The organism is Paenibacillus sp. J31R30 (assembly GCF_059692115.1).
The window spans coordinates 346,376-372,674 of record NZ_JCAUAV010000004.1 but is presented as its reverse complement, the minus strand read 5'-3'; the positions used below and the strand labels follow the sequence as shown (position 1 = coordinate 372,674).

General features: G+C 45.2%; 19 protein-coding genes and 1 pseudogene. 15 read left to right on the top strand and 5 right to left on the bottom strand.

What is annotated here, in order from left to right; genetic code table 11:
- The first annotated feature begins 67 nt into the window (after nucleotides 1–67).
- Nucleotides 68–1,606 (top strand): O-antigen ligase family protein, encoded by a 1,539-nt coding sequence (locus AC58QO_RS18530; protein ID WP_497268070.1) that lies wholly within the window; start codon nucleotides 68–70, stop codon nucleotides 1,604–1,606.
- 87 nt (nucleotides 1,607–1,693) lie between these two features.
- Nucleotides 1,694–5,866, top strand: coding sequence for an S-layer homology domain-containing protein (locus tag AC58QO_RS18525; protein WP_497268068.1), 4,173 nt, complete (start codon nucleotides 1,694–1,696; stop codon nucleotides 5,864–5,866).
- A 132-nt stretch (nucleotides 5,867–5,998) separates the two neighbouring features.
- Here the strand turns inward: AC58QO_RS18525 and AC58QO_RS18520 are convergent, their stop codons facing one another.
- Nucleotides 5,999–6,583, bottom strand: a complete 585-nt coding sequence (locus AC58QO_RS18520; protein WP_497268066.1) for a P-loop nucleotide/nucleoside kinase family protein — start codon at nucleotides 6,581–6,583, stop codon at nucleotides 5,999–6,001.
- A gap of 214 nt (nucleotides 6,584–6,797) precedes the next feature.
- On the opposite strand from AC58QO_RS18520, the gene AC58QO_RS18515 reads away from it, so the two are divergent.
- The 5 genes from AC58QO_RS18515 (at nucleotide 6,798) to AC58QO_RS18495 (ending at nucleotide 13,005) form a co-directional block, all read left to right on the top strand.
- The gene (locus AC58QO_RS18515; protein WP_497268064.1) at nucleotides 6,798–7,919 is read left to right on the top strand and encodes a serine hydrolase domain-containing protein; all 1,122 of its coding nucleotides are present in this window, start codon (nucleotides 6,798–6,800) and stop codon (nucleotides 7,917–7,919) included.
- Between the two features lie 343 nt (nucleotides 7,920–8,262).
- Entirely contained in the window at nucleotides 8,263–9,858 is a 1,596-nt protein-coding gene (locus AC58QO_RS18510; RefSeq protein WP_497268159.1) for an ABC transporter substrate-binding protein, read from the top strand.
- A gap of 100 nt (nucleotides 9,859–9,958) precedes the next feature.
- The gene (locus AC58QO_RS18505; RefSeq protein WP_497268062.1) at nucleotides 9,959–10,966 is read left to right on the top strand and encodes an ABC transporter substrate-binding protein; all 1,008 of its coding nucleotides are present in this window, start codon (nucleotides 9,959–9,961) and stop codon (nucleotides 10,964–10,966) included.
- 10 nt (nucleotides 10,967–10,976) lie between these two features.
- On the top strand, nucleotides 10,977–11,984 hold the full coding sequence (locus tag AC58QO_RS18500; protein WP_497268060.1) for a FecCD family ABC transporter permease: 1,008 nt from the start codon (nucleotides 10,977–10,979) through the stop codon (nucleotides 11,982–11,984).
- On the top strand, nucleotides 11,977–13,005 hold the full coding sequence (locus AC58QO_RS18495) for a FecCD family ABC transporter permease (RefSeq protein WP_497268158.1): 1,029 nt from the start codon (nucleotides 11,977–11,979) through the stop codon (nucleotides 13,003–13,005). The genes AC58QO_RS18500 and AC58QO_RS18495 overlap by 8 nt, the downstream gene beginning before the upstream one ends.
- 45 nt (nucleotides 13,006–13,050) lie before the next feature.
- On the opposite strand, the gene AC58QO_RS18490 is transcribed toward AC58QO_RS18495, so the two are convergent.
- Entirely contained in the window at nucleotides 13,051–14,289 is a 1,239-nt protein-coding gene (locus tag AC58QO_RS18490) for a helix-turn-helix domain-containing protein (RefSeq protein WP_497268058.1), read from the bottom strand.
- Nucleotides 14,290–14,405: 116 nt separating this feature from the next.
- Between AC58QO_RS18490 and AC58QO_RS18485 the strand changes: the two genes are divergently transcribed.
- The 4 genes and pseudogenes from AC58QO_RS18485 to AC58QO_RS18470 all read left to right on the top strand — a co-directional run.
- Complete coding sequence (locus AC58QO_RS18485) at nucleotides 14,406–15,869, top strand: MFS transporter (RefSeq protein WP_497268056.1); 1,464 nt, start codon at nucleotides 14,406–14,408, stop codon at nucleotides 15,867–15,869.
- 16 nt (nucleotides 15,870–15,885) lie between these two features.
- Complete coding sequence (locus tag AC58QO_RS18480) at nucleotides 15,886–17,958, top strand: Tat pathway signal sequence domain protein (RefSeq protein ID WP_497268054.1); 2,073 nt, start codon at nucleotides 15,886–15,888, stop codon at nucleotides 17,956–17,958.
- A 219-nt stretch (nucleotides 17,959–18,177) separates the two neighbouring features.
- On the top strand, nucleotides 18,178–19,050 hold the full coding sequence (locus tag AC58QO_RS18475) for an alpha/beta hydrolase (RefSeq protein WP_497268052.1): 873 nt from the start codon (nucleotides 18,178–18,180) through the stop codon (nucleotides 19,048–19,050).
- An 8-nt stretch (nucleotides 19,051–19,058) separates the two neighbouring features.
- A pseudogene (locus AC58QO_RS18470) lies at nucleotides 19,059–19,175 on the top strand (SDR family NAD(P)-dependent oxidoreductase); the annotation flags it as partial.
- A 466-nt stretch (nucleotides 19,176–19,641) separates the two neighbouring features.
- Here AC58QO_RS18470 and AC58QO_RS18465 read toward each other — a convergent pair.
- On the bottom strand, nucleotides 19,642–20,514 hold the full coding sequence (locus tag AC58QO_RS18465; protein ID WP_497268050.1) for an AraC family transcriptional regulator: 873 nt from the start codon (nucleotides 20,512–20,514) through the stop codon (nucleotides 19,642–19,644).
- Between the two features lie 169 nt (nucleotides 20,515–20,683).
- On the opposite strand from AC58QO_RS18465, the gene AC58QO_RS18460 reads away from it, so the two are divergent.
- From AC58QO_RS18460 to AC58QO_RS18445, 4 genes are all read left to right on the top strand, one after another.
- A complete protein-coding gene (locus AC58QO_RS18460) occupies nucleotides 20,684–21,121 on the top strand; it encodes a GNAT family N-acetyltransferase (protein ID WP_497268048.1) in 438 nt (145 codons plus the stop codon).
- Complete coding sequence (locus AC58QO_RS18455; RefSeq protein ID WP_497268046.1) at nucleotides 21,114–21,749, top strand: histidine phosphatase family protein; 636 nt, start codon at nucleotides 21,114–21,116, stop codon at nucleotides 21,747–21,749. Before AC58QO_RS18460 ends, AC58QO_RS18455 begins: the two co-directional genes overlap by 8 nt.
- A gap of 157 nt (nucleotides 21,750–21,906) precedes the next feature.
- A complete protein-coding gene (locus tag AC58QO_RS18450; RefSeq protein ID WP_497268044.1) occupies nucleotides 21,907–22,581 on the top strand; it encodes a response regulator transcription factor in 675 nt (224 codons plus the stop codon).
- The gene (locus tag AC58QO_RS18445) at nucleotides 22,578–23,570 is read left to right on the top strand and encodes a sensor histidine kinase (RefSeq protein WP_497268042.1); all 993 of its coding nucleotides are present in this window, start codon (nucleotides 22,578–22,580) and stop codon (nucleotides 23,568–23,570) included. The genes AC58QO_RS18450 and AC58QO_RS18445 overlap by 4 nt, the downstream gene beginning before the upstream one ends.
- Nucleotides 23,571–23,575: 5 nt before the next feature.
- Here the strand turns inward: AC58QO_RS18445 and AC58QO_RS18440 are convergent, their stop codons facing one another.
- Nucleotides 23,576–25,543, bottom strand: a complete 1,968-nt coding sequence (locus tag AC58QO_RS18440) for an FtsX-like permease family protein (protein WP_497268040.1) — start codon at nucleotides 25,541–25,543, stop codon at nucleotides 23,576–23,578.
- Nucleotides 25,540–26,286, bottom strand: coding sequence for an ABC transporter ATP-binding protein (locus tag AC58QO_RS18435; protein WP_497268039.1), 747 nt, complete (start codon nucleotides 26,284–26,286; stop codon nucleotides 25,540–25,542). The genes AC58QO_RS18440 and AC58QO_RS18435 overlap by 4 nt, the downstream gene beginning before the upstream one ends.
- Nucleotides 26,287–26,299 lie beyond the last annotated feature (13 nt).

Here is a 26,299-nt window from a genome sequence, read left to right as displayed (position 1 = left end):
AACAGTTTATGATGGTTTCATTAAGTACTAATCTGTTGTAGTACCTTTATGATGAGATGGAACCATAATGAACCGAACGGAGGACAGGTTTATTCACCAATTTGTTTATTTCGTCATCCTACTCTTTTTTGGGGTTGGTGCCCTAAAACAAGGCTATCTATATGAAATGAATTATTTGTTCGCTAATAGCTTGATCATGCTTGGATTTTTGGTATTTAGCCTAACTCTCAAGCAAGTGCGCTTGCATCGGGTACATCTTCTTTTATTTCTACTCATTTTATTGTACTGGGCAAGTACGTTAGTCGCGGTTGATCTAGAAAAATCTATATTCGAAGCGATTAAAATAACAGCGCTGCTTCCGTTTTTAATTATGATTTCAACCTTGACCAAAGATCAATTTATGAAACTATTTCGATGGTTCCCGTACATAGGCAGTTTCATTGCTGTTGTAGGCATCGTGTTTCAAATGGAAAGGCAGAATCGCCTAGAATCAACCCTTGGCTATGCAAATGCACTAGCTATTTTTTTGTTGATTACGCTATTGTTGACGGTCTTCTTTTATCAAAGAAAACCGAATAAGGTTGACTTCGTTCTTATGATTATTCAAGGAACAGGTCTCTTGCTCACCTTTTCCAGATCAGTCTGGGTACTATGGCTTGTATCCATAGCAGCTTTGACATTTTTTCACGAGTTTCGAAAGAGAGACATGTGGCTCAGAATAGGTTCTGCTCACCTGACTAGTTTTGTCGTGACGGCTCTATTAAAAAGAGATATTCTCTTTTTTTGGTCAAGGCTTAAAACCATCCAGCCAGAGACCTCTGAGTTTCGAATGAGACTCATTTATTGGAAAGATAGTTTATCTATGATTGCTGATCATTGGTGGCTTGGAACTGGTGGCGGCGGGTGGAGTGTACTGCAATCACATTATCAATCAGAGGATTATTTTGTTCGATTTGTGCATAATCATTATCTTCAATTGGCATTAGATATCGGTGTTTTTGGGCCACTGCTGTTTATTGTCATAGCCGTATTGTTGTATTATCGCAGCGTTGTATTAATTAGATCCGTACAAACAACACTTGATGAACCTTCATTGATATGGATAAAAGGTGTCTTGCTTGCGAGCACAGTTGTCCTGCTGCATGCAGGATTTGATTTCGATTTTAGTTTTCTCTTCTTATTCGCTGTGTTTCTTATGTTTGTTGAGTTCACTATGGTGGAGAGTCCCGATAAAGCCACTATAGTTATTCATCACAACAAGCTTGTAAAAACAATTCTAGCTACTTGTATAGCGGTTTTGTTATTTTTCACAAGCTGGGTGGAGGTAGGGAAATACTATCAGATGAAAGGTCAGAACAGTGTTGCTACTGGTGATCTGGAGTCGGCCATAGAAGAGTATTCAGTTGCTCAAAAATGGATGCCATGGGCCGCATCTGCCTATTATGACAAGGCTAAAGTGTATGTTTTACTTGGAAACCAGACAGGAAATCGAAATGACTATCTGAAAGGCAAGGGACAAGTTGAACAAGCTGTACATCGCGTACCTAAGGAGAAGTTATATCAACAGTTAAATGTCGAACTTTATCAAAAATTAGTGAAGGAATAAATTGGATTTAATAGATGATTATATCTTTTATGGTATAATCATTTTTGGCTTTTATCGCATCATACATGAAGAGGGTGGCTCGGTAGCATGAAAAATTGGAAAGATATTTTCCGAAAGATTAGTTTAGCTTTGATTGTTGTATTTATTCTCCAAATTAGTTTGCCCACGGTTTCATATGCTTTTAACGGTTTTTTTATGTATACACCCGATGATAAGAAGTTAAGAGGATTTGTGTATGTGCAGGATCCGACGAAGGTTAAGGTAGACATAACGAATAATGGATCCGTAACATCCATAACTTATGATCACGACAAGGATAAATTAACATATCATGATAGCATTTACTATGGCTATGATAATGCTAATCGTAAGATGAAGAATGTTAATTTTAATGTATTTGACTATACAGCTAATACAGCACCTAGTGAGATTGTAGCTTTTGATGGCCAGACCATGCAGAGTTTCACCAAAGAAACCGACTCAGATGGAAATGTTCGTTATTTGGCTGAGAATACTAGACTTGGTTTATATCGTATAGTAGGCGAGCAAAATATTTCTAATGTAGGTGCTAATACATACATTCCTAGAGAAAAACGGCTTGTGAGTTTCATACCTGCTAGTAACAATTCAAACGCAATACAGCTATATATGCCAACTGATAGTAACTTGCCTGCAATAGATACTAGTCATCTTGCACTTTCGGACTTTGTATTGAAAGATGTTACCGCGGGGGCTGCCGTAACATTAACTAGTCTGAATAATTTAAGTGGCTATGAATCACTACAACAACACCCTAATAGTTATTTTAACAGTGTCATAACACTAGAATCTTCAGAAACGCTAATTGAGGGTCATAACTATGAATTGAGCTTATCTTTATCAAGTAATAGTGATGAGATAAAGCTGCCTGTAAGCGGAACTTATTCTTTTAGCGTAGAGCTGGGTATCGTGAAGGGTGAATTCGTAGATCAAACAATTTTTTATTATTTTGAAGGTCATAGTGCGTCTTACTTTAATAATGTGCAGATTAGGACTGCTTCGCAGTTAAAGATGAATCCTAGTTCGATGGTTGTCGGAGTAGAGAAAGAATTAAAATTATTCCAACAGTACGATGATGGGATGACTGAGGAACGTACGGATTATGAGATTGCAGCATTGACATTTTCTGATGCAGGACATAAAGCAATTTCTTTTGATCACTCAACTAAGATAATTACAGCCCTTAATCCAGGTGCAGCAACATTTGTATTAAAATATAATGGCATGCATTATACTTATACGATTATTGTTACAGCTGTCGCAACGGGTGGTGGAGGAGGAAGCGTAGGCCCTGGAGCAGGAGCTGGCGCTGGGGGTTACTTTCAGTACATCTTTGAAGATCAAGACCCAATTCGCGGACAAATCTCTCCGAAAATAACTTGGATGACATCTTCAGAACCGGACTACTCCGGATATCAACTAACCTTTTCTGATGCAAATGGCACAGCAGTAGGACGAACTATTGACGTTCCGAAGCAGGAAGCAACAAATATTATCTATAAAGTGGATATCCCGAGTCATTCATTACCAGCAGGTGCTGAATATATTGACCTCTATCCTAAAGATTTAGCCGGTCATACAGGGACAGAAATGTGGCGTACACAAATTTATGATAATACAACCAATAGCCCTGTTGATTCAACAAACAATGCGGCAATTCCGGCACCCGTCATTCGGGATATGCAGTTCAAAGATCAAGATACTACACTCTGGGGCCTAGGTGGATCGCTCCTGTGGTATGATGCGTCAACTGCATCTTCACCTGCTACGTCTTACAGCATTTATTTTGTCGATGCAAACAATACAAAGTTGAAACCCATTGCGGAAATACCGATAAATGACTTCAGACGCATTTATCAAGGTGTTGACCTGCCGAGCTATGAAGTCATATTGCCTATGGGCTATGTCATGCCAAGCGGGGCTCATAGAATAGGTGTTTTTGGCAAGAACGCTGAAGGAGAAAGTACACAGGGGTATTATTTCGGATTCTGGGATCAAATCGCGGGTACTTTAGGGAATGATTATTTTGAAGATGCCGATACGCGTGCTGGCCATATCAATGGTGCTTTAAACTGGAAGCCTATGCTTAATGAAAGCAATATTGTAGGTTATGTTGTGCAATTCGTTGGGGACAATTTTGAAAGCAGTTTGACACAAATTAATAAAGGGCAGCAGCGCTATAGTGTGTCTATTCAAGATGATCAAATTCCAGCGAATACTAAATTTATTGCACTACGGGCCGTGAATGCAGAAAATAATTTTTTGGATCTGGAGCTTTATAATTTATCGGACAATATTCTTGGGGAAGTGGCTAGTTCCGTACCCATTGATCAGCAACTCCCAGGGTTTGTTCATAGCAGGTATATAGATCTAGATGGTGAAGTGGGAGAAGTAGGGGGGGACCTTGTTTTCTTTGCTGATTATAGTGCAAGGAATTCACTCATTTCACACTATCATGTTTATTTTGTTAATGATCAATTACAGAAAATCAAGCCGATCTTGAGCTTGTCTAAGAACAATTTTGGACAGTACCAAACCAGTATTCCTATGAATACCAAGGTGCCAAGTGGTGCAACCAAGCTTGCTGTCTATGGAATTACGCCATCAGGAGAGAGTGTACCGGCAACAATGGATTTATCTGATGGAACTTACAGCCCATCACTACTTACTAGCCAGATCAGTATTACGAATAATAAATCAGGCACTGCAGACACCATCACAATAACCGGATTGCAGACAAATGATGTGGTTAGTGTATACCGTGATGCTAATACGTCAACTACCATCTTAGCTGGTTCAGTGCAAGGCAATGCTACCTCCATATCCTTCAATGTTCCGCAACTAGGCCAAGAAGCAGGGAGTTTGTATTTCACGCTTCAGCGAAACAATATTATCCCAAGCCTGAGAGTGCAAAAAGCTTATGACAAAGAGCCTGTAGTAGTCGGCGGCGGTGGTGGCGGCCCGATGGGCCCTGCCGAGTCGTTCAAATGGGACATCGTCAATCAAAATGGCACGATCCGTATCGTATCCAGCATCGATCCGGATCAGATGAAGAAGCTAGTGGAAGAGCAAGCCAAAGCTGGCAACAATGAAATTCCGATCGATTTAAAGACGAATGCGGAAGGCTATGACCTCCAAATCAATGCCGGTATACTAGATGAGATTGGAAACAAGGTAGAAGATGCTGTTTTAGTTTTCAATACAACATTAGGAACCACACGAATCCCGTTTGATGTGCTGCAAGAAGCTGTGAAAGCAAACGGCGGAAAGGATTCAATGGGGCTACTCATTAGCATTGATAAGCTGCCTGCGGCAGACCAATTGAATCTGGAGAAAACGATTGCTTCAAATGGGGGAGAAAGTGTAGGTAAAGCACTCTCCTACGAGCTCTCTCTCGTGGATAATAATAAAACCGTTGCAGCCATTGATTCATTTTCCGAATTTATTGGACATGTGATCCTTCTACCTAAAGATTTTAAATTAAAACCAGGTGAAAAGCTGAATGGAGCCGTATGGGACCCTGCCTCCAAAACGTTGATTTCTGTCCCTTTAACGATTACTTTGGATAAAGACGGTAAGCCATCCTATGCAACACTGTGGAGAAAAGGAAACTCGATTTATACCGTGTACACATCACAGAAACAGTTTGCCGATGTAAAAGATGATTACTTTGCCAAAGCGGACATTGAATCTTTAGCAGCTAGCAATGTGATTCAAGGCTTTGAAGATGGCTCTTTCCGTGCAGATGCGAGTGTAACCCGTGCAGAGTTTGCAACTCTTTTAGTTAGAGGATTAGGCATAAAGACGGTCAGTGGTACGAATAAAGGATTCTCGGATGTGAACACTAAAGATTGGTTTAGCCAAGCTGTCAATACGGCAGTAGGCTCTGGCCTCATTAGTGGTTATGAAGACGGAACTTTCCGTCCTACACAAAGTATTACGCATCAAGAAGCAATTAAGATGATTAGCAATGCGTTGACATTTATTAATGCAGATACGAAGTTGGCTGATTCTGAGCGTGCACAATATGTAAAACGCATGAGAGAATTATCCTGGCAAGTGGATGCGTGGGCAAGTGATGATGCAGCGTTGACTTTGAAACGAAATATTTTGAATGCAAGTAATGGATTCTCCTTTGAAAAGGATGCCAAGACTACGCGCGGGCAAACCGCTCTATTGATTAATAAGCTGCTTCAAAATGCGGAGTGGCCAGTGAATTAAGTGGAACAAAAATGATAAATGAAAAGGTGTCTCCAATTTGGAGACACCTTTTTTTGTGCGATCCTTTTTTAATACGAATCTTTGACCTCGCTGACCAAATTCGAGGGGTATAGCCTCCACAGTAGATTCCTATCAAGCTAGAATAAAACTCGCTAACTCTGCCTCCCTGGCATCCGATAACGGCTCCGAATTATCCCAATACAGCAGTGACGATGACTCCACCCGCCAAGTGACCTCTCTGCGCTGCAGTGAGGAACGAAATTGCTGCCAATTCTCCAGCTTCCAAACATCCAAAGCCGACCCTCTCACACGAATACGCTCCTTGTAAGCTTCCTCACTCGGTAAATACACATAAATCACCCTAACGCTAACATCATGTATCGTAGCTCCAATTCGAGCTAACTCTCCGTCAAGCCACAGCGGATCCCCCTGCTCCTTAGTGAAAGGCCCGATCACAATGGCATCCTGATCCAAAGCAAGCTGCTCCAGCGCCGCGTCCATCGTGATGCGATAACCCAAATCGCGGCAATGTGCCTTGTAAAAAGGGGAATCCCGATCGCTCGGATCTTGCTCGGCAAGGGTCATGATTGCTTCTGCGGCTGGCCGCAGCAAAGTGTCCATATCTAAAAAAGCCCCGCCATGTCGGCGCACCCAAGCCTTCGCTAAGGTTGTTTTGCCTGCACCTGCAGGGCCGATAAAAAAGATTAATTTGCGCATCGTGGTACCTCCAATTTCATGACGAAATATGACGTTCATAAGATTGTAACATAAGAGCGGTTACAACTCTGATTTTCAGGAAACTTTCAGATTGCTTAAGGATTCTTTAAGATTCCTTTAAGATTCCCACCACATTTGCTTCACAATTTTCCAGTATATTACTAATAAAGAGGGGTTAAACCATACTGGAAGGATCGATCATGTGTTAACAAATATGACTAGACCACTTCGAAGTGGTAATGGAGCAGCGTCCGAATCATCAGCTCAATGGCCTACGCATGGCTGGCCAACATCAACGCCGGAGGCACAAGGTATATACTCAGCTACATTAGCTAAAACTTTTGAAGTTTTCCATATGCAAGGTGTTCACAGCATAGCGATTATCCGTAATGGTACATGGGTGGCGGATGCCTATAAAGAAGGTATTCCAGCGGGAGTTCCGCAAGATATGAAATCTGTGACCAAAAGCGTGACATCCGCATTAATCGGTATTGCTTTAGCGGAGGGTAAGTTAAAGAGTCCGGAACAGCGTTTGGCAGCATTTTTCCCAGAGTTAGAGAAGGATTCCTTAAAATCCAAGATCCGATTAAAGCATCTGCTTAGCATGACTTCAGGCCTTTTATGGGATAATTATCAGGAACAATCAACAAATGAGATGATGCATGCATCGGATTGGGTTCGTTATATCCTTGACCGTCCAGCTCAGCATGAGCCTGGTGATGTGTTTAATTATAGCAATGGAGACGCGCATTTGCTCTCGGCTGTAATTGAGAAGGTTACTGGCATGTCCATGTTCGATTATGCGAAGTCCCGGTTATTCGAACCGCTTGGTATTACGAATGTGAACTGGAACGATGATCACCAAGGCATCACAATTGGTGCGTGGGCATTGGCATTAACACTTGAGGATATGGCGAAGCTAGGCTTGCTTTATCTCAAAGAAGGACAATGGGAGGGGACGCAGATCATTCCCCAATCTTGGATCCGCACATCATTGGCGAAGCGGGTTGTCTTGAATTATAGCAACGGTACACAAGGCAACTACGGTTATTGTTGGTGGTCCAAGACACTTGCCAAAGGCATGGTTAGAGGAAATCGCAAAGAAATGGATGTTTTCTATGCTTCTGGTGCTGGCGGTAAACGTGTATTCGTCATACCGAACTTGAATCTGATTGTTGCGATGACAGCCAATTCGGAGGATGTCGATTTGCCAGAAAGTCTGTTGTACCATGTTGTACAGGCTATTCGATCAGACAAAATGGTTGCTGAGAATCCGAGTGCTTATATGCAATTGAAGCAAGCCATTCAATTATTCAGAGCAACACCACTTTGCTAATGGATGGATGATCAAGGAGAAGCTGCACATCGCGAGATGGCAGCTTTTTCTTGTGTGTGTGGAGAAGGAGGAATTATTGGCTGTGGGCCGAAATGAGAGTGGGGTAACATGGATAATTTGAATGACAAATGAGGTGACCGCCATCGCGCGTTCATATGGTTTACCTATTACGTCGATTCCCCCAGAAGCCGTCTCTGAGAGCAAGTACGCGTATCTCCAAGCCATATCTTAGCAACGCTAAGACCTGTAAATCGTTGACAGGTCTTCTCTTTGTGTGCTAAATTTTATATTGATAATGATTCTCATTTTCATAAAATGGAAGGAGCCTGCTACCTTGTCTGAAGTGCTTGCTAAAGATGACGACACGTTCCTTTGCCTTGACCATATATGGCTTAAATTCCGTACTGCGCAGCTCGTTCAAGAGGGGAAATTGGCACAGCAGTTTATTTCTTCCTATTGCATGCTCGTTGTCAAGCAAGGTGAAGGCCAATTAAGAATAGATTTGCAAACCTACCGCATGCAGCCAGATATAGTTCATGTTGTGACCCCTGGCCAAACGGTTGGGATTTGTGAGGAAACGGGAGAGAAGCCAGAGCTGTATATGATTGCTTTTGATATTCATGGTGATCCTGCAGGTGTGGTGAATTTTCCACTTCTAGGCGAGTTGTCAGTTCATGTTGAGAATACGTTGACCCAGCACTGTGAGCAGCTCTGTCTGTGCAGCCGCAATGAAAGCGCCTTGGAGCGATTTCGGGGACAGTCGTTATTTCTAGAAATGATTTACTGGGTGATGACACATATTCGTCAGCATCCCAAATCCGACTCACGCGCCGCGATGGATCGCACCAAGAGCTATATCGAAGCCCATTATCGGGAAAGTATGACGATTGAACAGCTCGCACGCATGGCCGAAATTAGTCCGAAATATTACGTGAGTTTATTCAAGAAAACGTACGGTAAAACCGCCATCGACTATTTGACGGAAGTAAGGGTTAACATGGCGAAGCAGCTTATGCTGCAAGCCGATGTGCGTTTGAAGGATGTTGCCTATCAAGTGGGCTACAATGATGAGTTTTATTTTAGCCGCATGTTTAAGAAAGAGGTTGGTGTCTCGCCGACTGTTTATTTGAAAAATCGCCGCCAACGCATCATTGCTTATTCCGTGGCGGTACTTGGACAATTGCTGGCGCTCAAAATCATGCCCTACGCTGCCCCTCTACACCCCAAATGGAGCACCTACTACTACAACAAGTATCGCACGGATATTCCGTTGCACTTGAGCGGCTACCGTTTTAATGAGGATTGGGAGACGAACGTGGACGCCCTGGCGCACAGTCAGGTGGATTTCATCATTAGTACGGACCAACTGGAAACCAAGGAGAAGGAGCGCTTGGCGCAAATTGCTCCGGTTCATATTGTCCCTCTTTATGATAAAAGCTGGCAGGAACAGCTGCACGCTACGGCGGAGATTGTGGGTGCTTTAGATGAAGCTGTTGTGTGGATTGACGGCTACAACCGCAAAGTAAAACTCGTACGGGAACGACTGCAAGATGAGCTTCAGAATGACAAAGTACTTATGGTCAGCCAATTGGGCGATAGCTTTTTCCTATTTCCGACGCGCGGGATGAGAGATGTGTTCTTAGACCTGGGCTTGCAGCCGCCTCTTGGGATAGAGCAATATCCTGTTAACCAAAGCTTGACGCTGGAGCAGCTGGCGCATCTCGATGCGGATCACTTGCTGCTCAATATACGGCAGGAATCCGAGACATTACAGCATTGGGAACGAATCAGAAACTCTACGTTATGGCAGGACTTGAAAGTGGTGCGGAGAAATCGCGTTCATCTCATTTCCTCGGATCCGTGGCGAGAGTACTCAGCTTATGCCATGGAGCGCATGGTTCATGATATTCATGAACTCCTATCTGACAATCGTACATGACAACTTCCGTATATTGTCCATGTTCGCCATGGGCATCTTCTTTTATAATTTGATGAGAATGATTATCATTTTTAACGGATAGAGAGGGGATTTAATAAAAATGAAAAAGTTAGCAACAATCGGTATTACGACATTGGTTCTATTAGGGTTGACGGCATGTGGCGGGGGGAAAACAGAAACGGCTCCTGCAGCAGCAGGCACAACATCTCCAACTGCCACAGCCGCACCTACAGCTGCTCCCGCAGCAACACCTTCAGGACCAAGAGTCATCAAATACGTTGGCAAAGAGTACACGGTTCCTGCTAAAGCGGATAAGCTCGTTATTACGGGCGCGCTTGAGTCCTTGGAAGATGCTTTGCTTCTAGATGTGAAGCCAGTAGGTGCGCTAACGGTTGGTGGCAATTTCCCGGCGGTATTCGCGCCAATCACGGATAAAGCCGAAGGCGTAGGCGAGAAAACGCAGCCGAACCTTGAAACGATTTTGAAGCTGAAGCCGGATGTTATTCTAATGAGTACGAAATTCCCAGCAGAGACCATTGAGAAAATTTCTAAAATCGGGCCAACCATTCCAGTTTCCCATATCGCAACAGATTGGGAGAATAACTTGACTTTACTTGGTGAGTTGACAGGTAAGCAAGATAAAGCGAAACAAGTGCTGGATAAGTACAAAACGGATGCTGCCGCTTTAAAAGCGAAAATCGGTCCTATTTTCAAAGATAAAAAAGTATTGGCTATTCGCGTTCGTTCAGGCAGCCTGTTCATCTATCCGGAGGATGTCTTCTTTAATCCATCCATTTATGCCGAATTAGGTGCAACGGTTCCAGCGGAAGTAAAAGCAGCGAAAGCACAGGCCAATATTTCACTTGAGAAGCTCTCTGAGATGAATCCGGATTACTTGATCGTTGAATTCTCTGAGGAAGAAAACAAGGATACACCAAAGGTGTTTGAAGATCTGAAGAACAACCCTATTTTCAAAAACATTAATGCCGTTAAGAATGGCCAATTGTATACCAATCTCGTAGACCCGCTTTTACAAGGTGGTACAGCTTACAGCAAAATTAAATTCCTAGAAGCGATTAATGGCTCTAAATTAGTTGGAGCAAAGTGAGTGTAACGCTATGAAATGGAGAGTTCCCGCACCAACCATCATCTTATTGGCAGCTCCATTCGCCGTGCTTTTTACGATCGTGCTGTCCATTACGTATGGGGCAAAAAGTATTGATATTAGCCGTATCATTGAGGCATTTGTGCATTTTGATCCGAACAATGTTGATCATCAAATTATTAGGCATGCTAGACTACCCAGGGTTATTGGGGCGCTGCTCGTCGGCGCTTTCCTGGCGGTGTCGGGCGCTCTCATGCAGGGGATGACCAGGAATTATCTGGCATCCCCTTCAATCATGGGCATATCCGATGGCTCAGCTTTCGCAGTAACCGTGTGTATGGTGATGGCCCCCTATTCCTCTATGATGGCGATGATCGTGGCGTCTTTTGCAGGCTCGGCTCTTAGCATTGTCATTGTATTCGGGCTGGTTTCGCTATTGCCAGGGGGATTGACACCCGTGCGATTGGCGATTCTAGGCACCTTGATCGGGACGTTCCTGAGTAGTGTGTCTGCGGCGATTGCGATGTATTTTCAAGTTTCCCAAAATATTAGCTTCTGGTATAACGCACGTCTACATCAATTGGACCCGAAGCTGATTATGCTGGCGGTTCCTTTTGCCGTTGTGGGCTTGGGACTCGCCATATGGATGTCCAAGTCGGTGACGATCTTCTCTCTAGGAGATGAAATCGCCGTATCACTAGGGCAGAAAACAACGCAGGTGAAAATATTAACGACATTAAGTGTCGTCTTGCTAACGGGGATATCTGTTGCCATTGCAGGTAAAATAGGATTCGTTGGCTTACTCGTGCCTCATATTACACGGTTTCTAACGGGGATCGATTACAAATGGATTATCCCTTGTTCGGCAGTTATCGGTGCCGTATTCTTGGGACTGTGTGATGTGCTGAGTCGATTCCTCAACTATCCGTTTGAGATGCCGATCGGGGTCGTCACCGCGATACTCGGCGTTCCGTTCTTCCTCTATCTCATTCGCACGCGAGGAGGGGAGTCTCATCGATAAGAGAAGTGATCGAAGTTATGCGCTGTATGTAGCCTGCGGGATCGGCCTCTTGTTATTAACGGCCTATATCTCTCTGACGAATGGTGCCTTCGACATTACGTTGAAGGATGTGTTTAAAACCTTATTGCGGATAGATCCGCAGCATGATCATGATCTGGTCATCTTAGAGTTCCGGCTCCCGCGGATTGTCATTGCCCTGCTGGTGGGCATGGGATTAGGGATGGCGGGAACGGTCGTGCAGAGCTTGACTAGGAACAACTTGGCCGATCCCGGCATCCTTGGCATCAACGCGGGAGCGGGTATGGCGATGGTCATCTTCCTATTCTTCTTTCAAGGGAAAGTGAAAGGAACCGGTTGGGCGGCGATTCTGGCTATGCCTGTCGTGGGTTTAGTCGGCGGGCTTGGCGCGGCGCTGTTGATCTATATTTTCTCTCAAAAGGACGGAAGATTAGATTCGCAGCGACTTCTGCTCACGGGTATCGCGATTGCCTCGGGCTTATCCGCAGTAACGGTGTTCATTACGCTCAAAATGAATGCCAAAGATTTCGAGATGGCCGCCGTCTGGGTATCCGGCAGTATTTATAACGCGAACTGGAAGTACATCGTCTCCATGCTGCCATGGTTGATTGTGCTGACACCAGTTCTTGTCTGGCGATCCCTTGTGCTGGATGTGTTCCAGCTGGGCGAAGAGAGCGTCCGCGGGCTTGGCGCAGCCGTGGACAAAGAGAAAGCGATCCTGCTGCTGAGTAGTATCGGTATTGTCAGTGCCTGCGTATCCGTCTCGGGCGGCATCGGCTTTATTGGCCTCATGGCGCCGCATATCGCTCGCCGACTCGTTGGCGGGACGCATCGCCGGCTGCTGCCTGTCAGCGCTATTGTCGGCGCGTTGCTGGTGATGATCTCCGATTTCATCGCCAAGATGGCGTTCGCGCCAGTGGAGATGCCTGTCGGCGTCGTCATCGCCATTATTGGTGTGCCGTATTTTGTTTGGTTGTTGTATCGGAATAAGCATCGCAGATAAGATGCTGGTCGGGTCGCCCCTTGGAAGGGGGCGGCTTTTTTATCATCATATCCATCGACTACGGTTTCGATATTGCTTGGGCGTTACGCCCGCGTGTTTCTTGAATACTTTAACGAAATGGGCTTGGTCATAGAAGGTGAGTCTCGCACCGATCATGGAAATCGTGTCATTGGATTGGTCGAGCAGCTTCTTGGCCTCTTCGATGCGTTCCCATTGGATATAGTTCATTAAAGTCAATCCGGTTTCTTTTTTGAACAATTGGGATAAATAGCTAGTGTTGAGTCCAGCCACCACCGAAAGCTGTTCCAGCTTAATTTCTTCGAACAGATGAAGATAAATAAACTCCTTGCATGCTTGAATCGGTTTGGAAGATCTGTCCTTGCGGGCCTGGTCGACACGATCAGCAAAATCCACAAATGCGCCATATGAGGCAGCCTGTATCATTGTTAGTTCGTTCAACTCTTCAATGTGTTGAATGTGCAAGTCACACAACGTAGCAGCAACCTCCTCATGTAAGCCACCCTCTTTGGCCACATGACTACTTAAGGTAATGCCGCCTATAGCCAGATTCTTCACGCCTCGAATGTAGCTCTTTCTTGACTGTCCCTCGGCTTGACTATGATCCCTAACGTTGGCTAGCATCTTCATCAACTCGGTTTTATCCCCATTGCGGATTAAAAAAAGCATGTGATTTGCATCCTCCGTGCCTTCATGGAAGATGGCATACTCTCGCCGTTCTGTAAGCGCAAGATCGTTCTCCTTTTTTTGAATAGCCAGTCCACTTTTCAAGCTCGATTCGAACACGTCCGTTATCTCCAGAATCTCCTGATTAATCATCCAGTTTGCCGAAACACAGATATGGAGTAATCGGAGATGGTTGATATAAGGCAAGTTGTCCCAGTACGCCTTCCATTTCGACCGTTCCTCACCTGGAAAATCATTCAAGAATTCGGTGAACAACTGATCGTTCAGCTTTTGACGGGTAACAGGGCCAATGACAATGACGGCTTGGCGCAGGCCGTTTCGACTTACGGGCACAACGATAAACTGTTCCATGAAATTGGATTCGTGAAGAACAGGACCCTTTATTTCCTTCTCTTGACTAATGACGGAACGGAAAAGCTCATAGGCGTCAGAAACGAGGGGATGCATCGGCAGGCCCGTTTTCCAGATCCATTCTTCCTGGGAATCCCCTTCCGTTTTGCAGAAAACCGGCAATTGAAGACTTTCATGAACCAATTTACATAAATAAGACAAATTAGGATACTCAGTCGTCGTGAACATTTCTCGCAACTCGATTCCATACAATTTTTCTAAATATCATACCATAATTAGATGTGAGTGTATGTCATAATACAGATGTAAGTGCTTACAAACTACGGTTAGCTAGGGGAGATAGTATGGCAACTAAAGTCGCGGTCCCACAGATGGTCGCCACAGAGAACGAACATCCAAAGCTTAAATTAGGTGAAAAGCTAGCTCTAGTCATCGGGAACGCGCCCAATACACTTCATTATCAAATTATTCAAGTGTATTTGTTATTTTTTTACACAGACTTTATGAAATTAAATCCAGCGTTTGTAGCGGGGTTATTTCTAGTTGTTCGTATTGTCGATGCTTTCGCTGCGCCGTTCTTTGGAGCTTTGATGGATAAGGTTAAGACACCATGGGGGAAATACACACCCTGGTTCGTCATCTTAGGCGTACCATTTGGCATTTTCGGATGGCTAACCTTCACAGTTCCTGATCTAAGCTCCACAGGAAAGTTAGTCTATGCGGTTGTCACCTATACGGTTTATAGTATTTTCTCCTCAATTATCACAATACCAGGCAATGCAGCCATACCAGCCGTTACCAAAAGAATGGACGAAAGAATATCCATAGGTCAGTTAAGTTTCCTTTTTATTCTCGTAGGCGCTTTGATCGTTCAAGTAGGCACAGTGCCTATATACAAAGCTTTAGGTGGAGGGAATGATGCTAGAGGCTTCTCCTTATTTATGGCCGCGGCCGCTGTCCTTACCGTCCTAATATCCATCTATCAATGGATCAAAGTGAAGGAAAGACACGTCGTAGAAAAAAATAAAGATGAGAAGAGACCTTCAGTCAAACAAATGGTCTCCGCTACTTTTACCAATAAAGCCGCTGTCATCGTCTATGTATTTTTGTTTGCAACTGCGCTATCCTCAGGGATCCGAGCTGGTGTTCAAATTCATTTTTATAAATATTTTTTCAACAATGAGGGCTTAATGACGATTATGGGGATCGTTGCCTTGCTTCCAACACTGATTGGCGTAGCCTTCAGTCAACCGATTATCAAGCGATTTGGACTAAAAACCACCCTAATCGCTGGTGTAATCGTAAATTTAGCAACATGTCCCATTATGTTAGTTATTCCAGCCAATAACACGGGACTCATTATTCATATCGTGGTAACCGTCATCACTTGTATAGTCGGTGGATTTGGCAGCCCTGCTCAAGGAGCTATGATGCCGGCTGCTATCGATTATACCGAATGGAAAACGGGGATGAACTTGAATGCCTTTATGAGCTCCTTTAATGGATTTGCTCAAACGCTTGCAACAGCACTTTCAGGTGCAATAGCGGCAGGTGCGCTAAGTCTTATTGGATACGTACCAGGCGTAGAGCAAAGCAGTTCAACTCTTTTTGGGCTTCGGTTAATCATCGGCGTACTTCCTGCTGTTTTCGGTGCACTTACCTTATGCGTCATTTGGTTTGATCTTACCGAAGCAAAACAAGCCCAAATCGCTAGCGATCTGGAAGCTAGAAGGAAAACTGCCCTTGTTGGCGATGGTGATGGAGATATCGTCATAGAAGAGACAAGAAAACATAGAATCACAATTTGAAGCGGAGGCAGATTCCATGTCTATTCATGAAACCGAACATACACAACCAGTAAATGCGAGCACGAACCGTGATGGGGTACAAGATCAGCAGGTACAAGATCCACAGTTCCAACAACCCTATGTGGACCTCGATGAGTGGCGAGATGAGCCTGTGCGTCATCGATACATTCACGGTGGATTTCAGGGGAACGATAACCGCTTTTCTTTTTATTTCCCAGCCAAAGAGGGGTATGAGGGACGCTTTTTCCAACCTGTCTATCCTGTCCAAGGCAGTGAAAATGCTGCCCAAAGCCACACCGACGGTGTGGATAACAAAATTGGCTTTGCCATTGCGAGCGGCGCCTATTTGGTAGAAACCAATATGGGCGGAATGTCGTCTGATCCGACCCTTGTGTATCGAGCGAGCGCTGCGGTAGCGCAGTACTCGCGAGTTAAAGCAGCGGAGTTATATGGGCAGCACCGCCCTTATGGTTATATTTACGGCGGAAGCGGTGGTGGTTTCAAAACCATCAGCTTCATTGAGAACACGACAGGCGTATGGGACGGCGCGGTGCCTTTTGTCATCGGATCGCCCATGGCGATTCCGAATGTGTTCACAGTGCGCGTTCACGCAATGCGACTCCTGAAGGATAAGTTCCCAGCAATCCTGGATGCGATTGAGCCGGGCGGCAGTGGCGATTTGTATGCTGGGTTAAATGAAGAAGAAAGACAAGCACTTCAAGAAGTGACCCGAATGGGTTTCCCGCCGAAGGCATGGTTTGCCCATAAAGAAATTGGTGATGGCGCGCTTACGGTACTGGCTCCCGCTGTGATGATGATGGATCCCTCCTATTTTGAAGATTTCTGGACGCTTCCTGGCTACCTAGGCCATGATCCCGAAAGTTCAGCTTCACGGGCACGTCTCACATTCAAAAGCGCGATCAAAGAGGTGATTCGTCCCAGAACGCAAGGCGCTTCGGAAACGGATAAATCAATGAATATGGGCGTCGATGATGCTTGGAAAATGCTTACGGAGGGTGAAGGGAATCTGATTGCCTTCCAATTGGATCATTTTCCTCCTGATGATGCCTACCTGGATGGAGCCTTTATCAAGATTACCAGTGGCGAAGCTGCAGGTCTGAAAATCCCGCTTGGCCAGATTAAAGAAGACATCGTCACTGTCGGGTCAGCATTCGGATTTTTCACATCTGCTCAGGGCTTGGATGTCGTTAAGCCAGGCGACGAGATCGTGCTGGACAACTCGGATTATATTGCGCTTCAAACCTATCACCGGCACCAGGTTCCCACTCGCGATTACGCCGTATGGGATCAGTACCGGGACGACGACGGGCAACCGTTGTATCCGCAGCGTCCTTTATTGGTAGGGCCTGCCGTTGCCTTCGGTGGGGCTGGGTCCGTTCAAAGCGGCAGATATGAAGGGAAGATGATTGTCGTTCAGACGTTGATGGACGAGAGTGCGTTCCCATGGCAAGCCGATTGGTATCGAACCAAAGTTAAGGAATCCCTAGGAGAAGAGCTAGATGATCGGTTTAGACTTTGGTATGTGGATCACGCCTTGCACGCGGATACAAGTTCGAACAATGAATTGGATGGGCTCCATATTGTATCTTACATTCCTGCCTTGCATCAGGCGCTTCGCGATTTAAGCACATGGGTAGAAAAAGGTATTGCCCCACCTGCCAATACCAGCTACGAAGTTATCGACGGTCAGGTTGTCGTACCGTCCAACGCTGCGGAACGTAAGGGCATTCAGCCCGTTATTACGCTGAAAGTGGACGGCGGCGAGCGGGCAGAAGCTTCGGTTGGCGAAACGGTCAACTTCATAGCAGAAATCGAAGTCCCACCGAATACAGGAAAAATTGTATCCGCTCAATGGGATTTTGAAGGGGATGCTACTTTCCCGATCGAGGCGACCCTCAGCTACCTCAACGAAGAGCGAGCACAAGCGGTTGTCGAGGCGACCTGTACATTCGCTAAACCCGGCACATACTTCCCTGTATTGCGCGCAGCGTCAAACAGAGAAGGCGATAGCAGTGACTTGTATACACAAGTTTTGAACTTATGCCGCGTACGTGTTGTGGTTAAATAGTTCAAGAAAAAGAAGCTACGCAATTTTGCGGGCTTCTTTTTCATTTATTCTGGCCTATCACACGGTCTGGATTCTGGATTCTCGCCACAAACTAGCCGTCTATCCAAAATCTGTACATTCTCCATTTCATTATGTGGATATTGTTCATGGTCGGGGGGGTTACATTCCCATATAATTAATAATGAGAATCATTATCGGTGTCAGAAGAGAGGAAACCAAATGACCCATTTACCCCATCCACCCACTAAGATTACTGTGCCTTCGGCGGAAGTTGACCGTCAGGCCTTTACATTACCGAATGCAGAGCAGTATCTCCTTCATAGCGCAGGTAGGCAGCAGCCCTATCAAATTTATGTTTACAGACCATCACAGGAAGCGCCGCCAGAAGGATTTCCAGTCATTTATTTGCTGGATGCGAATGCGCTTTTTGCGACGATGGTTGAAGCCCTGCGCGTACAATCACGCGTCCCCGAGAAGACGGGCGTCTATCCGGCAGTCGTAGTCGGCATCGGTTATCCGACAGAGGCGCCGTTCGACTCCTCGCGGTTTTATGATTTTACGATGCCGACACCACAAGAGGTGCTTGATGCTTTACCGGTACGCAACAAGGATGCCGTTAGACCACAGGTTGGAGGTGCAGATGCCTTTCGAGCCTTCATCGAAGGGGAGCTTAAACCGCGTATCGAACGCGATTATTCGATTAATACGAAGCAGCAAGCGATTTTTGGGCATTCGCTGGGTGGACTGTTCGTACTGCAAACCTTGTTCACGCAGCCCCATACGTTTCAAACCTATATCGCAGGCAGCCCATCTGTACATTGGAACAAAGCGATGCTTCGCGAGCAGGAAGATCAGTATGTGTCTGGACTCCAGACGGCACAAAGCACGCATAAGCTGCTGATGACCATAGGTGAGCAGGAGAAGGGGCACCCGAGCAATATGAGCGAGAATGCGAGAGAGTTGTATGAGCGTTTGGCGCTGGTTCCAAGAGAGAAACTTCACGCTGAGTTAATTGAGTTCGAAGGCGAAGGGCATGTTTCTGTGCTTCCAGCACTGGTCAGTCGTGCCGTTCGCTTCCTGCGAAGAGGATGATTGCGCTTATGATCCCTAACGAAATTAAGGGCAAAATCGTGCTCGTAACCGGAGCCGCTCAAGGCATTGGGGCGGCAATCGCCCGATCCTTTGCCGAGCAAGGCGCGAGAGTTGCAGCCGTCGATATGCTAAAGCATGCGGTCGGAGCGATCCAGCTCCTGGCCTTTGCCCGTATCGAGCCGCCCCAGATGGGGCAGGCGGCGACGCTTTTTCAGGTGCAGAACCGACTAGGTTCTGCGTTGGGTGTGGCCTTGCTCGGCAGCCTGCTGGCGTATCGGGTCGCGCTGCCAAGCGCTGGTAAAGAGAAAGCGACGGCCAGCATCTAGCTGTTGACTTATCAAAAACCTCCTAATTCCTGCGAAAGTGCTGGAATTAGGAGGTTTTTAGTCATTCATTAGGCAGTGTCAGTCCCTAAGCCACGAGATACGGAACGACGTTCCTCTATTCAGCCTAAATCAGCTCTAAAATAGCTGTTTTGAAGAAAATAGCGCACTCTTGTTCCGCTTATCGCGGATATTACTAATTTTAGCCCGAATAAGGGAACCACGTTCCGTATCTAGGGGAGCGAGGGAGAGTTGCGGTTAGAGGTACCTACTTCCGCAACACCGGTATCCAAATCTCACTTCTAAACGTAGGCGAAGTCGTATCCTTATCGGCATTCCACAGCATCTCTGGACCTGCGATTTGTTCATAGCCCGAGGAGGGGAACCACTCGGAGTAGATGCGTCCCCATACGTTTTGCAACGTTTCTGGGAAAGGTCCAATGGCTTCGAAAACCGCCCACGTTGAGGCAGGCACATCAAGCTGTGTTAGATTTTCGGGACACGGGTTCGTTGTGGCGACGCCAATATAGTGATCGAGCTCTCCTTTTTCCTCCATACGGCCTTCTGAGAAGTTGGTGGAGGCGCTTAGCAGCCCATTGGGCTCGACATTGGAAAGTTGTTTAAGGGTGTTAATTAAGTCCATATTTAAACTTTGCCACATCGCGGCGATTTCAGGATTAACGCCGTTAAAGATAATGGGCACTCGTTTGTGAATGCCGACAATGTGAAACGCTTCTTTTTCCTCAATCCGATAATTCATTTCATTTCCCCCTTGAATGGTGATTTGGAAGGTCATGGGCGGATAGGCTTTTAAGGATTGCCCATTATGCCTAGCCTCTGATGGTGTCACGCCATGTAAACTCTGAAAAGACCTTGTAAACGAATCGGGCGAGTTATACCCGTATTTGATCGCAAGATCAATAACTTTCACGTTGCTGTCCCTCAGCTCAAAAGCGGCAAGGCTTAACCGCCTGCGGCGGATATATTCCGAGAGTGGAATGCCTGCTAGGAAGGAAAACATTCGTTTAAAATGATATTCCGAGCATAAAGCTAGCCGCGCTACTTCTTTCGTGTCAATCGTATCCGTCAGGTTCTCTTCAATGTACTTGATCGCGCTGTTCATGTTTTTAAGCAAATCCATCGTTCTGACCTCCTATATTCATAGAATAGCAGTAATTGCAGGTGACTATCCGACATTTCGTGCACAAGTATGCAGGACTTTCAGGGGCGACGAAAAAGGAATACTGGTATTCCATGGAATGTAGTATAGTTGGAAATAATTAACCCTATGAAGAAGAGGAGCAGAACCGATGGAGATTACGTGGAACCAATTTGTCATTAGCGATAATAAAGAATTGTTAGATTTAGATGTTATCAAAGGATTCCTCTCGCGAAGCTATTGGGCGAATAAGCGCCCGGAGGAACGGACATTACGCTCCATCGAGAACTCCGTATGTTATGGCGTGTATGAGGGGCGCAAACAGGTGGGCTACGCGAGAGTCGTCACTGACCATGCGACGATGTATTATTTATGCGATGTATTTATCGATGAAGACTATAGGGGAATGGGGATCGGCAAGAAACTAGTTGAAAGTTTAGCCAACTCTGATGAATATAAGGATCTCATGGGCCTGCTGGGCACGAAGGATGCGCATGAGCTGTACAAGCAGTATGATTTTGAGCCGGATGCGGAGCGGTTTATGCGTAGGATGCCGGATTACGTAAGGAATATGAAGCGGCATGAATGAATCAACCACGATTTATATCATAAGACATGGACAGACAACTTGGAATGTAGAGCGTCGCTTACAAGGTCATCAAGATTCACCGCTAACGGAACTAGGCATTAAGCAGGCTCAGTGGTTAAGCGATTCTCTTCAGAATGAAGAGATCGATGTGATGTACGCAAGTTCAAGCGCTAGAGCGGTTAAAACAGCCGAAATCGTTCGTGGTCATCGCGACATTGCTATCATCGAAAGTGATGAGTTGAAAGAGATTAACCTTGGCGACTGGGAAGGTAAGCTGCAACAGGACGCGAAGGAAGGATACCCGGATCAATTTGACCATTTTTGGAATGATCCAGATCAGTTCCGTGTCCCTCAGAGTGAAACATTCGCGGAAGTGTCAGTTCGTGCTATCACCATGCTGCAACGCATCCAAGAAGCTCACGCTGGGAAAACAATTGCCATTGTGACTCATACGGTGGTTGTGAAATTGATGATGGCATTTTTTGAGCAAAGGTTGATGCAAGAGATTTGGCAGCCACCATATATTCATCCAACTTGTTTGAGTAAAATTGTCACTAACGCAAACGGCACCCAGATCATGCTGCATGCAGACGTTAGTCATTATCAGGAAGCGCCGACGATCGACTAAAATAAGATGAAGCTAAGCTATATGAGCGGTTGCATTACGAAGTCATTGAGCATAAGTTTTATCCGGAACAGACAGATAGTTGGTATGTCATGCGCAAAAAGCTGTAATAGTAACGCTATAAGCAGGTAGATCACTTTTGTAAATAATGAGGGATTGTATGTATCGAATCATGATCATTGAGGACGATGAAAAGATTAGACGGATTGTCGCGGATACGTTGAAGAAGTGGCAATATGATGTGGTGGAAGTCACGCAATTTGACCAGGTTCTCAAGGAGTTTCAGCAGACAGATCCGCACCTCGTTTTAGTAGATATTAATCTTCCCGTGTTTGATGGATATTACTGGTGTCAGCAAATACGCGCGATTTCCAAGGTGCCGATTATCTTCTTGTCTTCCAGAAATCAGAATATGGATATCATTATGGCGATTAATATGGGCGGGGATGATTTTATCCAGAAGCCCTTTGATTTGGATATCCTTGTCGCCAAAATCAGTGCGCTGATCCGCCGGAAATATACCTATCAGGAAGATGAGAGCCCTAAATTCGTCCATAGGGGTTTGAAATTACATGTAACCAATTCCACGATTGAATATAAAGGACAAGTGACGGAATTAAGCCGGAATGAATTCATTCTTTTACAGTTGATCATGCGTAATATCGGGAAAATTATTTCACGCGAGGACATGATGCAGGTCTTATGGAATGAAGAGCAGTTCGTCGATGATAACACACTGACCGTGAACGTGAACCGGATGCGAAGGAAAATCGCAGCGCTTGGACTGGAGGAATTCATCGTCACCCGGAAAGGAATGGGGTATTTGATCGAATGACCTTCCTGCGCTATCTCGCCTATGAAAAGTCTTATTTGTATCTCTATCTGGCTGGGTTCCTAATCCCGGCTGCTGTATTTTATACCGATAGCCATGGCGACTGGGCATGGGGGACCTTCTTCTATGCCTTCGCCTTGTCCGCTATTGTGTTATTGGGATTTTTATTATTTCGCTACCAACAGCACGTACGTGTGATCCGACAGATGAATAGTGGGGAATATGAGTGCTTGTCGCTGGAAGGAGAATTCGCCCAGCAGTACATCGAGGAGCTCAAAACGCAGCATATCCATGAAATGAATCAAGTTCAGGAGAGGCAGCATGAGCATTATGATTTTATCGTATCTTGGTTCCATGAGATCAAAACACCGATCGCAGTGCTTCGTTTATTGCAGCAAACCGATATGGACGCTAATAGTTTAAGGGAAGAGATTGCGAAGATTGAAAATTACGTCGATCAAGCGCTCTATTACGCCAAGCTTGATAGTTTTAATCAGGATTATGATATTCAAAATTGTGACATGATCCATATTTCTAAAGAGATCGTGAAGGCACATTCGAAAACTTTTTTCTCCAAAAAAATTCGCATTGGCCTACAAGCAGAAACGCTTGTGGTTCAAAGTGATCCGAAATGGCTGCAATTTATCGTCAATCAGCTTGTGACGAATAGTTTGAAATATACAGAACACGGCGGCGAGATTACGATTTCCGTATTCGAAACGCCGCAAGAAAAACAGCTGCTGATACGGGACAGCGGGATTGGCATTAGCCAAAAAGACCTTCCGCGAATTTTCAATCGCGGGTTTACGGGAGATACGGGGCGAACGTTCGCGTTGTCGACGGGAATGGGTTTATATTTGGCGCAGCAACTATCGAATAAGCTTGGTCATTATATTACTTGCACGTCCGAAGTCGGCGTATATACCCAATTTATCATTCATTTTCCGAAGGATCATGATCCCTACTTATTTGTGCAGCAAAAAACGCAATGATTAGCTCATTGCGTTTTTTTGTTCACTATTTTATAGTACACACTCGTGGATGACACATAAAACAGGAAGTAAATGACTAAATACAGGATCAATATCGCAGAAATAATGGATGTTAGCTGCGGGAAATTTTTCACCTCATGCAAGGTTGGATAATACGTAAAAAACCAGCTGTGCAGCATGCCCAATAGGAGCGGAGGCAAGAACACAAACAGCAATTGTTTGCGAATGACCCATTTCAGTTCATTGTCATCGACGCCAAGTTTTCGTAAAATCGCGTAGTGTCGTTGTTCTTCCATCGCTTCTCGCAATTGTTTGAAATAGATGATGCTCCCCAAGGCGAATACGGCGATGGCGGCAAGAAAAGCGGCTGAAAATAGCAGTAAGGATGAAGTTTCTCTATCAATGGAATAGAGATCGACGAACGCAGCATAGTACGTTCCTGGCGTTTTTGAAACAATGGCATGAACTTGATGTGATAACTCATTCGAATTTTTGGCATCTTTGATTTGATAGATGTCGAACGAGGCAAGGGCTTCCCCTTGTTTTAGCTTTTCGAAGGCTTCATCCGAAATGATCACGACGGAAGGTTTCGGACCTACGTCGCCTCTTGCGTCTGTAGCTTTACTAAGCAAAGCGATATCTTTCTTTTCAATAACTTGGAAAGTCGTTTCTTCCTTGAGTTTAAACGTTAGTTGGGGCTGGTTGCTTTCTGTAAACGTGATCGGTGTAGCCCCTTGTGCAAGAATTACCGCTTTTTGATCCTGCAAATGCACTTGCTCTTCAACACCGCGCATATGGACGATGTCATTAAATTGTGACTCTGGGAACAGAAGGGTTCCTTCTATAGACTTAGACGAACCTGCACTGCCAGAGGTATTGGCCTGGTCTGTAATCGGCTTTACAGATAGTCCCTCGATCCTTTTATGCCAGGTAATCGGATGATTTTCCTCGATCAATTGTTCAATTTGCCTTTGCGTGTTTGCATCCTGCGTGGCAAAGGCTATATGGTTCGGAAATTCTTTACCCGCTGAGTAAAATTGAACGGTATAGTTAATTGATACGAACCCAACCAAGAAAATGACCACCGTACTAAATAAGGAAATGAAGGTAAGATTCAACGTATTTCCACGAATTGAAAAACGCAACGAGGAAATCCACAGCATCTTGTTGCCCACAGGATAGGTTTTCCCGCGGCTAATTTTCTCCAGTACCCAGCCAAGAAATTGGCGAAAAAATAAGTACGTCCCACCGATGATTCCTACGGTTACGGCAATCATGCTAGCCAGGAGGTAGTCTTTCCAGAAAACCGAGTCGCCCTTCTGACTAATGAGAAAATAGGCTACGCCTAAGAGCAAGATAGATAGTAACGCAAGCGATGTGGAAAACGAAAGCGGCTTGTCCTTTTTTGCCACTGCATGAAATAAATCCACCAATTGTACCCGGCGTACACTGAGGTAGCATTGCACACTAATGATACCAATGAGGATGACGAATAAAAGAATGGTTGATCCTACTGACTCCATCGGGAAGGAAAAGGAAATCACATCATCATATTGCATCAGATTCATGAGCAGCATGCCAAAGAATTTGGATAGCAGCCCCCCGACCAAAACCCCGCTGACGACTGAAATCGCGCTGAGAAAACATGTCTCGAGAAAAATCATGAAGGTAATTTGCCGTTCACTCATGCCGTAGAGCAAATACATGCCAAATTCCTTTTTTCGCTGTTTCATAAAAAACGAATTCGCATAAAGAATGAAGAAAATAATGAACACAAATATGACGACAGATGCAATGGACACGCCGAGCTGGAAATTCCGCTTTTGTTCAATGGCTGCTAAAATATCGGCATTGAACGTTAACGCTGAGAACGTAAAGTGAATGATAACCCCGATCAGCATGGAGATAAAATAGATCGCATACAGCCGGAAATCACGTTTAATGTTGCGCCATGATAATTGAAACAAGCTCATCGCCGATCGCCCCCTATGGCACTTTGAATCGTCAGGATTCGGTCGAAGAAATCTTTTTCCGACTGTTCTCCTTTGAACATTTCATTGACGATTTTGCCATCACGGAGAAAAACCACGCGCCTGCAATAACTTGCTGCATACGGATCGTGCGTAATCATCAGAACCGTTGCCTTAAAGGTTTGATTGAGCAACTGGATTTGTTCCAGCAGCTGGGTAGCGGATCGGGAATCAAGTGCACCCGTAGGCTCATCGGCAAACACAATCGCAGGATTGGTAATGATCGCCCGTGCGGCAGCCGTGCGCTGTTTTTGTCCGCCGGATATTTCAGACGGATATTGATGCAGGATCGATTCGATATTTAACGCTTCAATCAATTTGGCTAGTCGCTGCTCCATTTCCGCGACCGGTGTTTTTTGCAACGAAAGCGGCAGCAAAATATTCTCTTTCACCGTTAGGGTATCCAGTAAGTTGTAATCTTGAAAAAGGAATCCCATTCGTTTTTGGCGGAATTGTCTGAGGTCCTTCTTTTTCAAATCTAGCAGCGATTTTCCCTCGATCCATACTTCCCCACCGGTAAAGGCATCGATCGTGGAGAGCATATTCATTAATGTCGTTTTCCCGGAGCCAGATGGCCCCATAATCGCAGTGAATTCCCCTTGTTCGATGGTCAAATCAATATTTTTTAGGATTTGTGTTTTTCCGTAAGACTTCGATAAGTTCTTCGTTTGAATAGTAGTAGTCATCGTTTCGCCATCC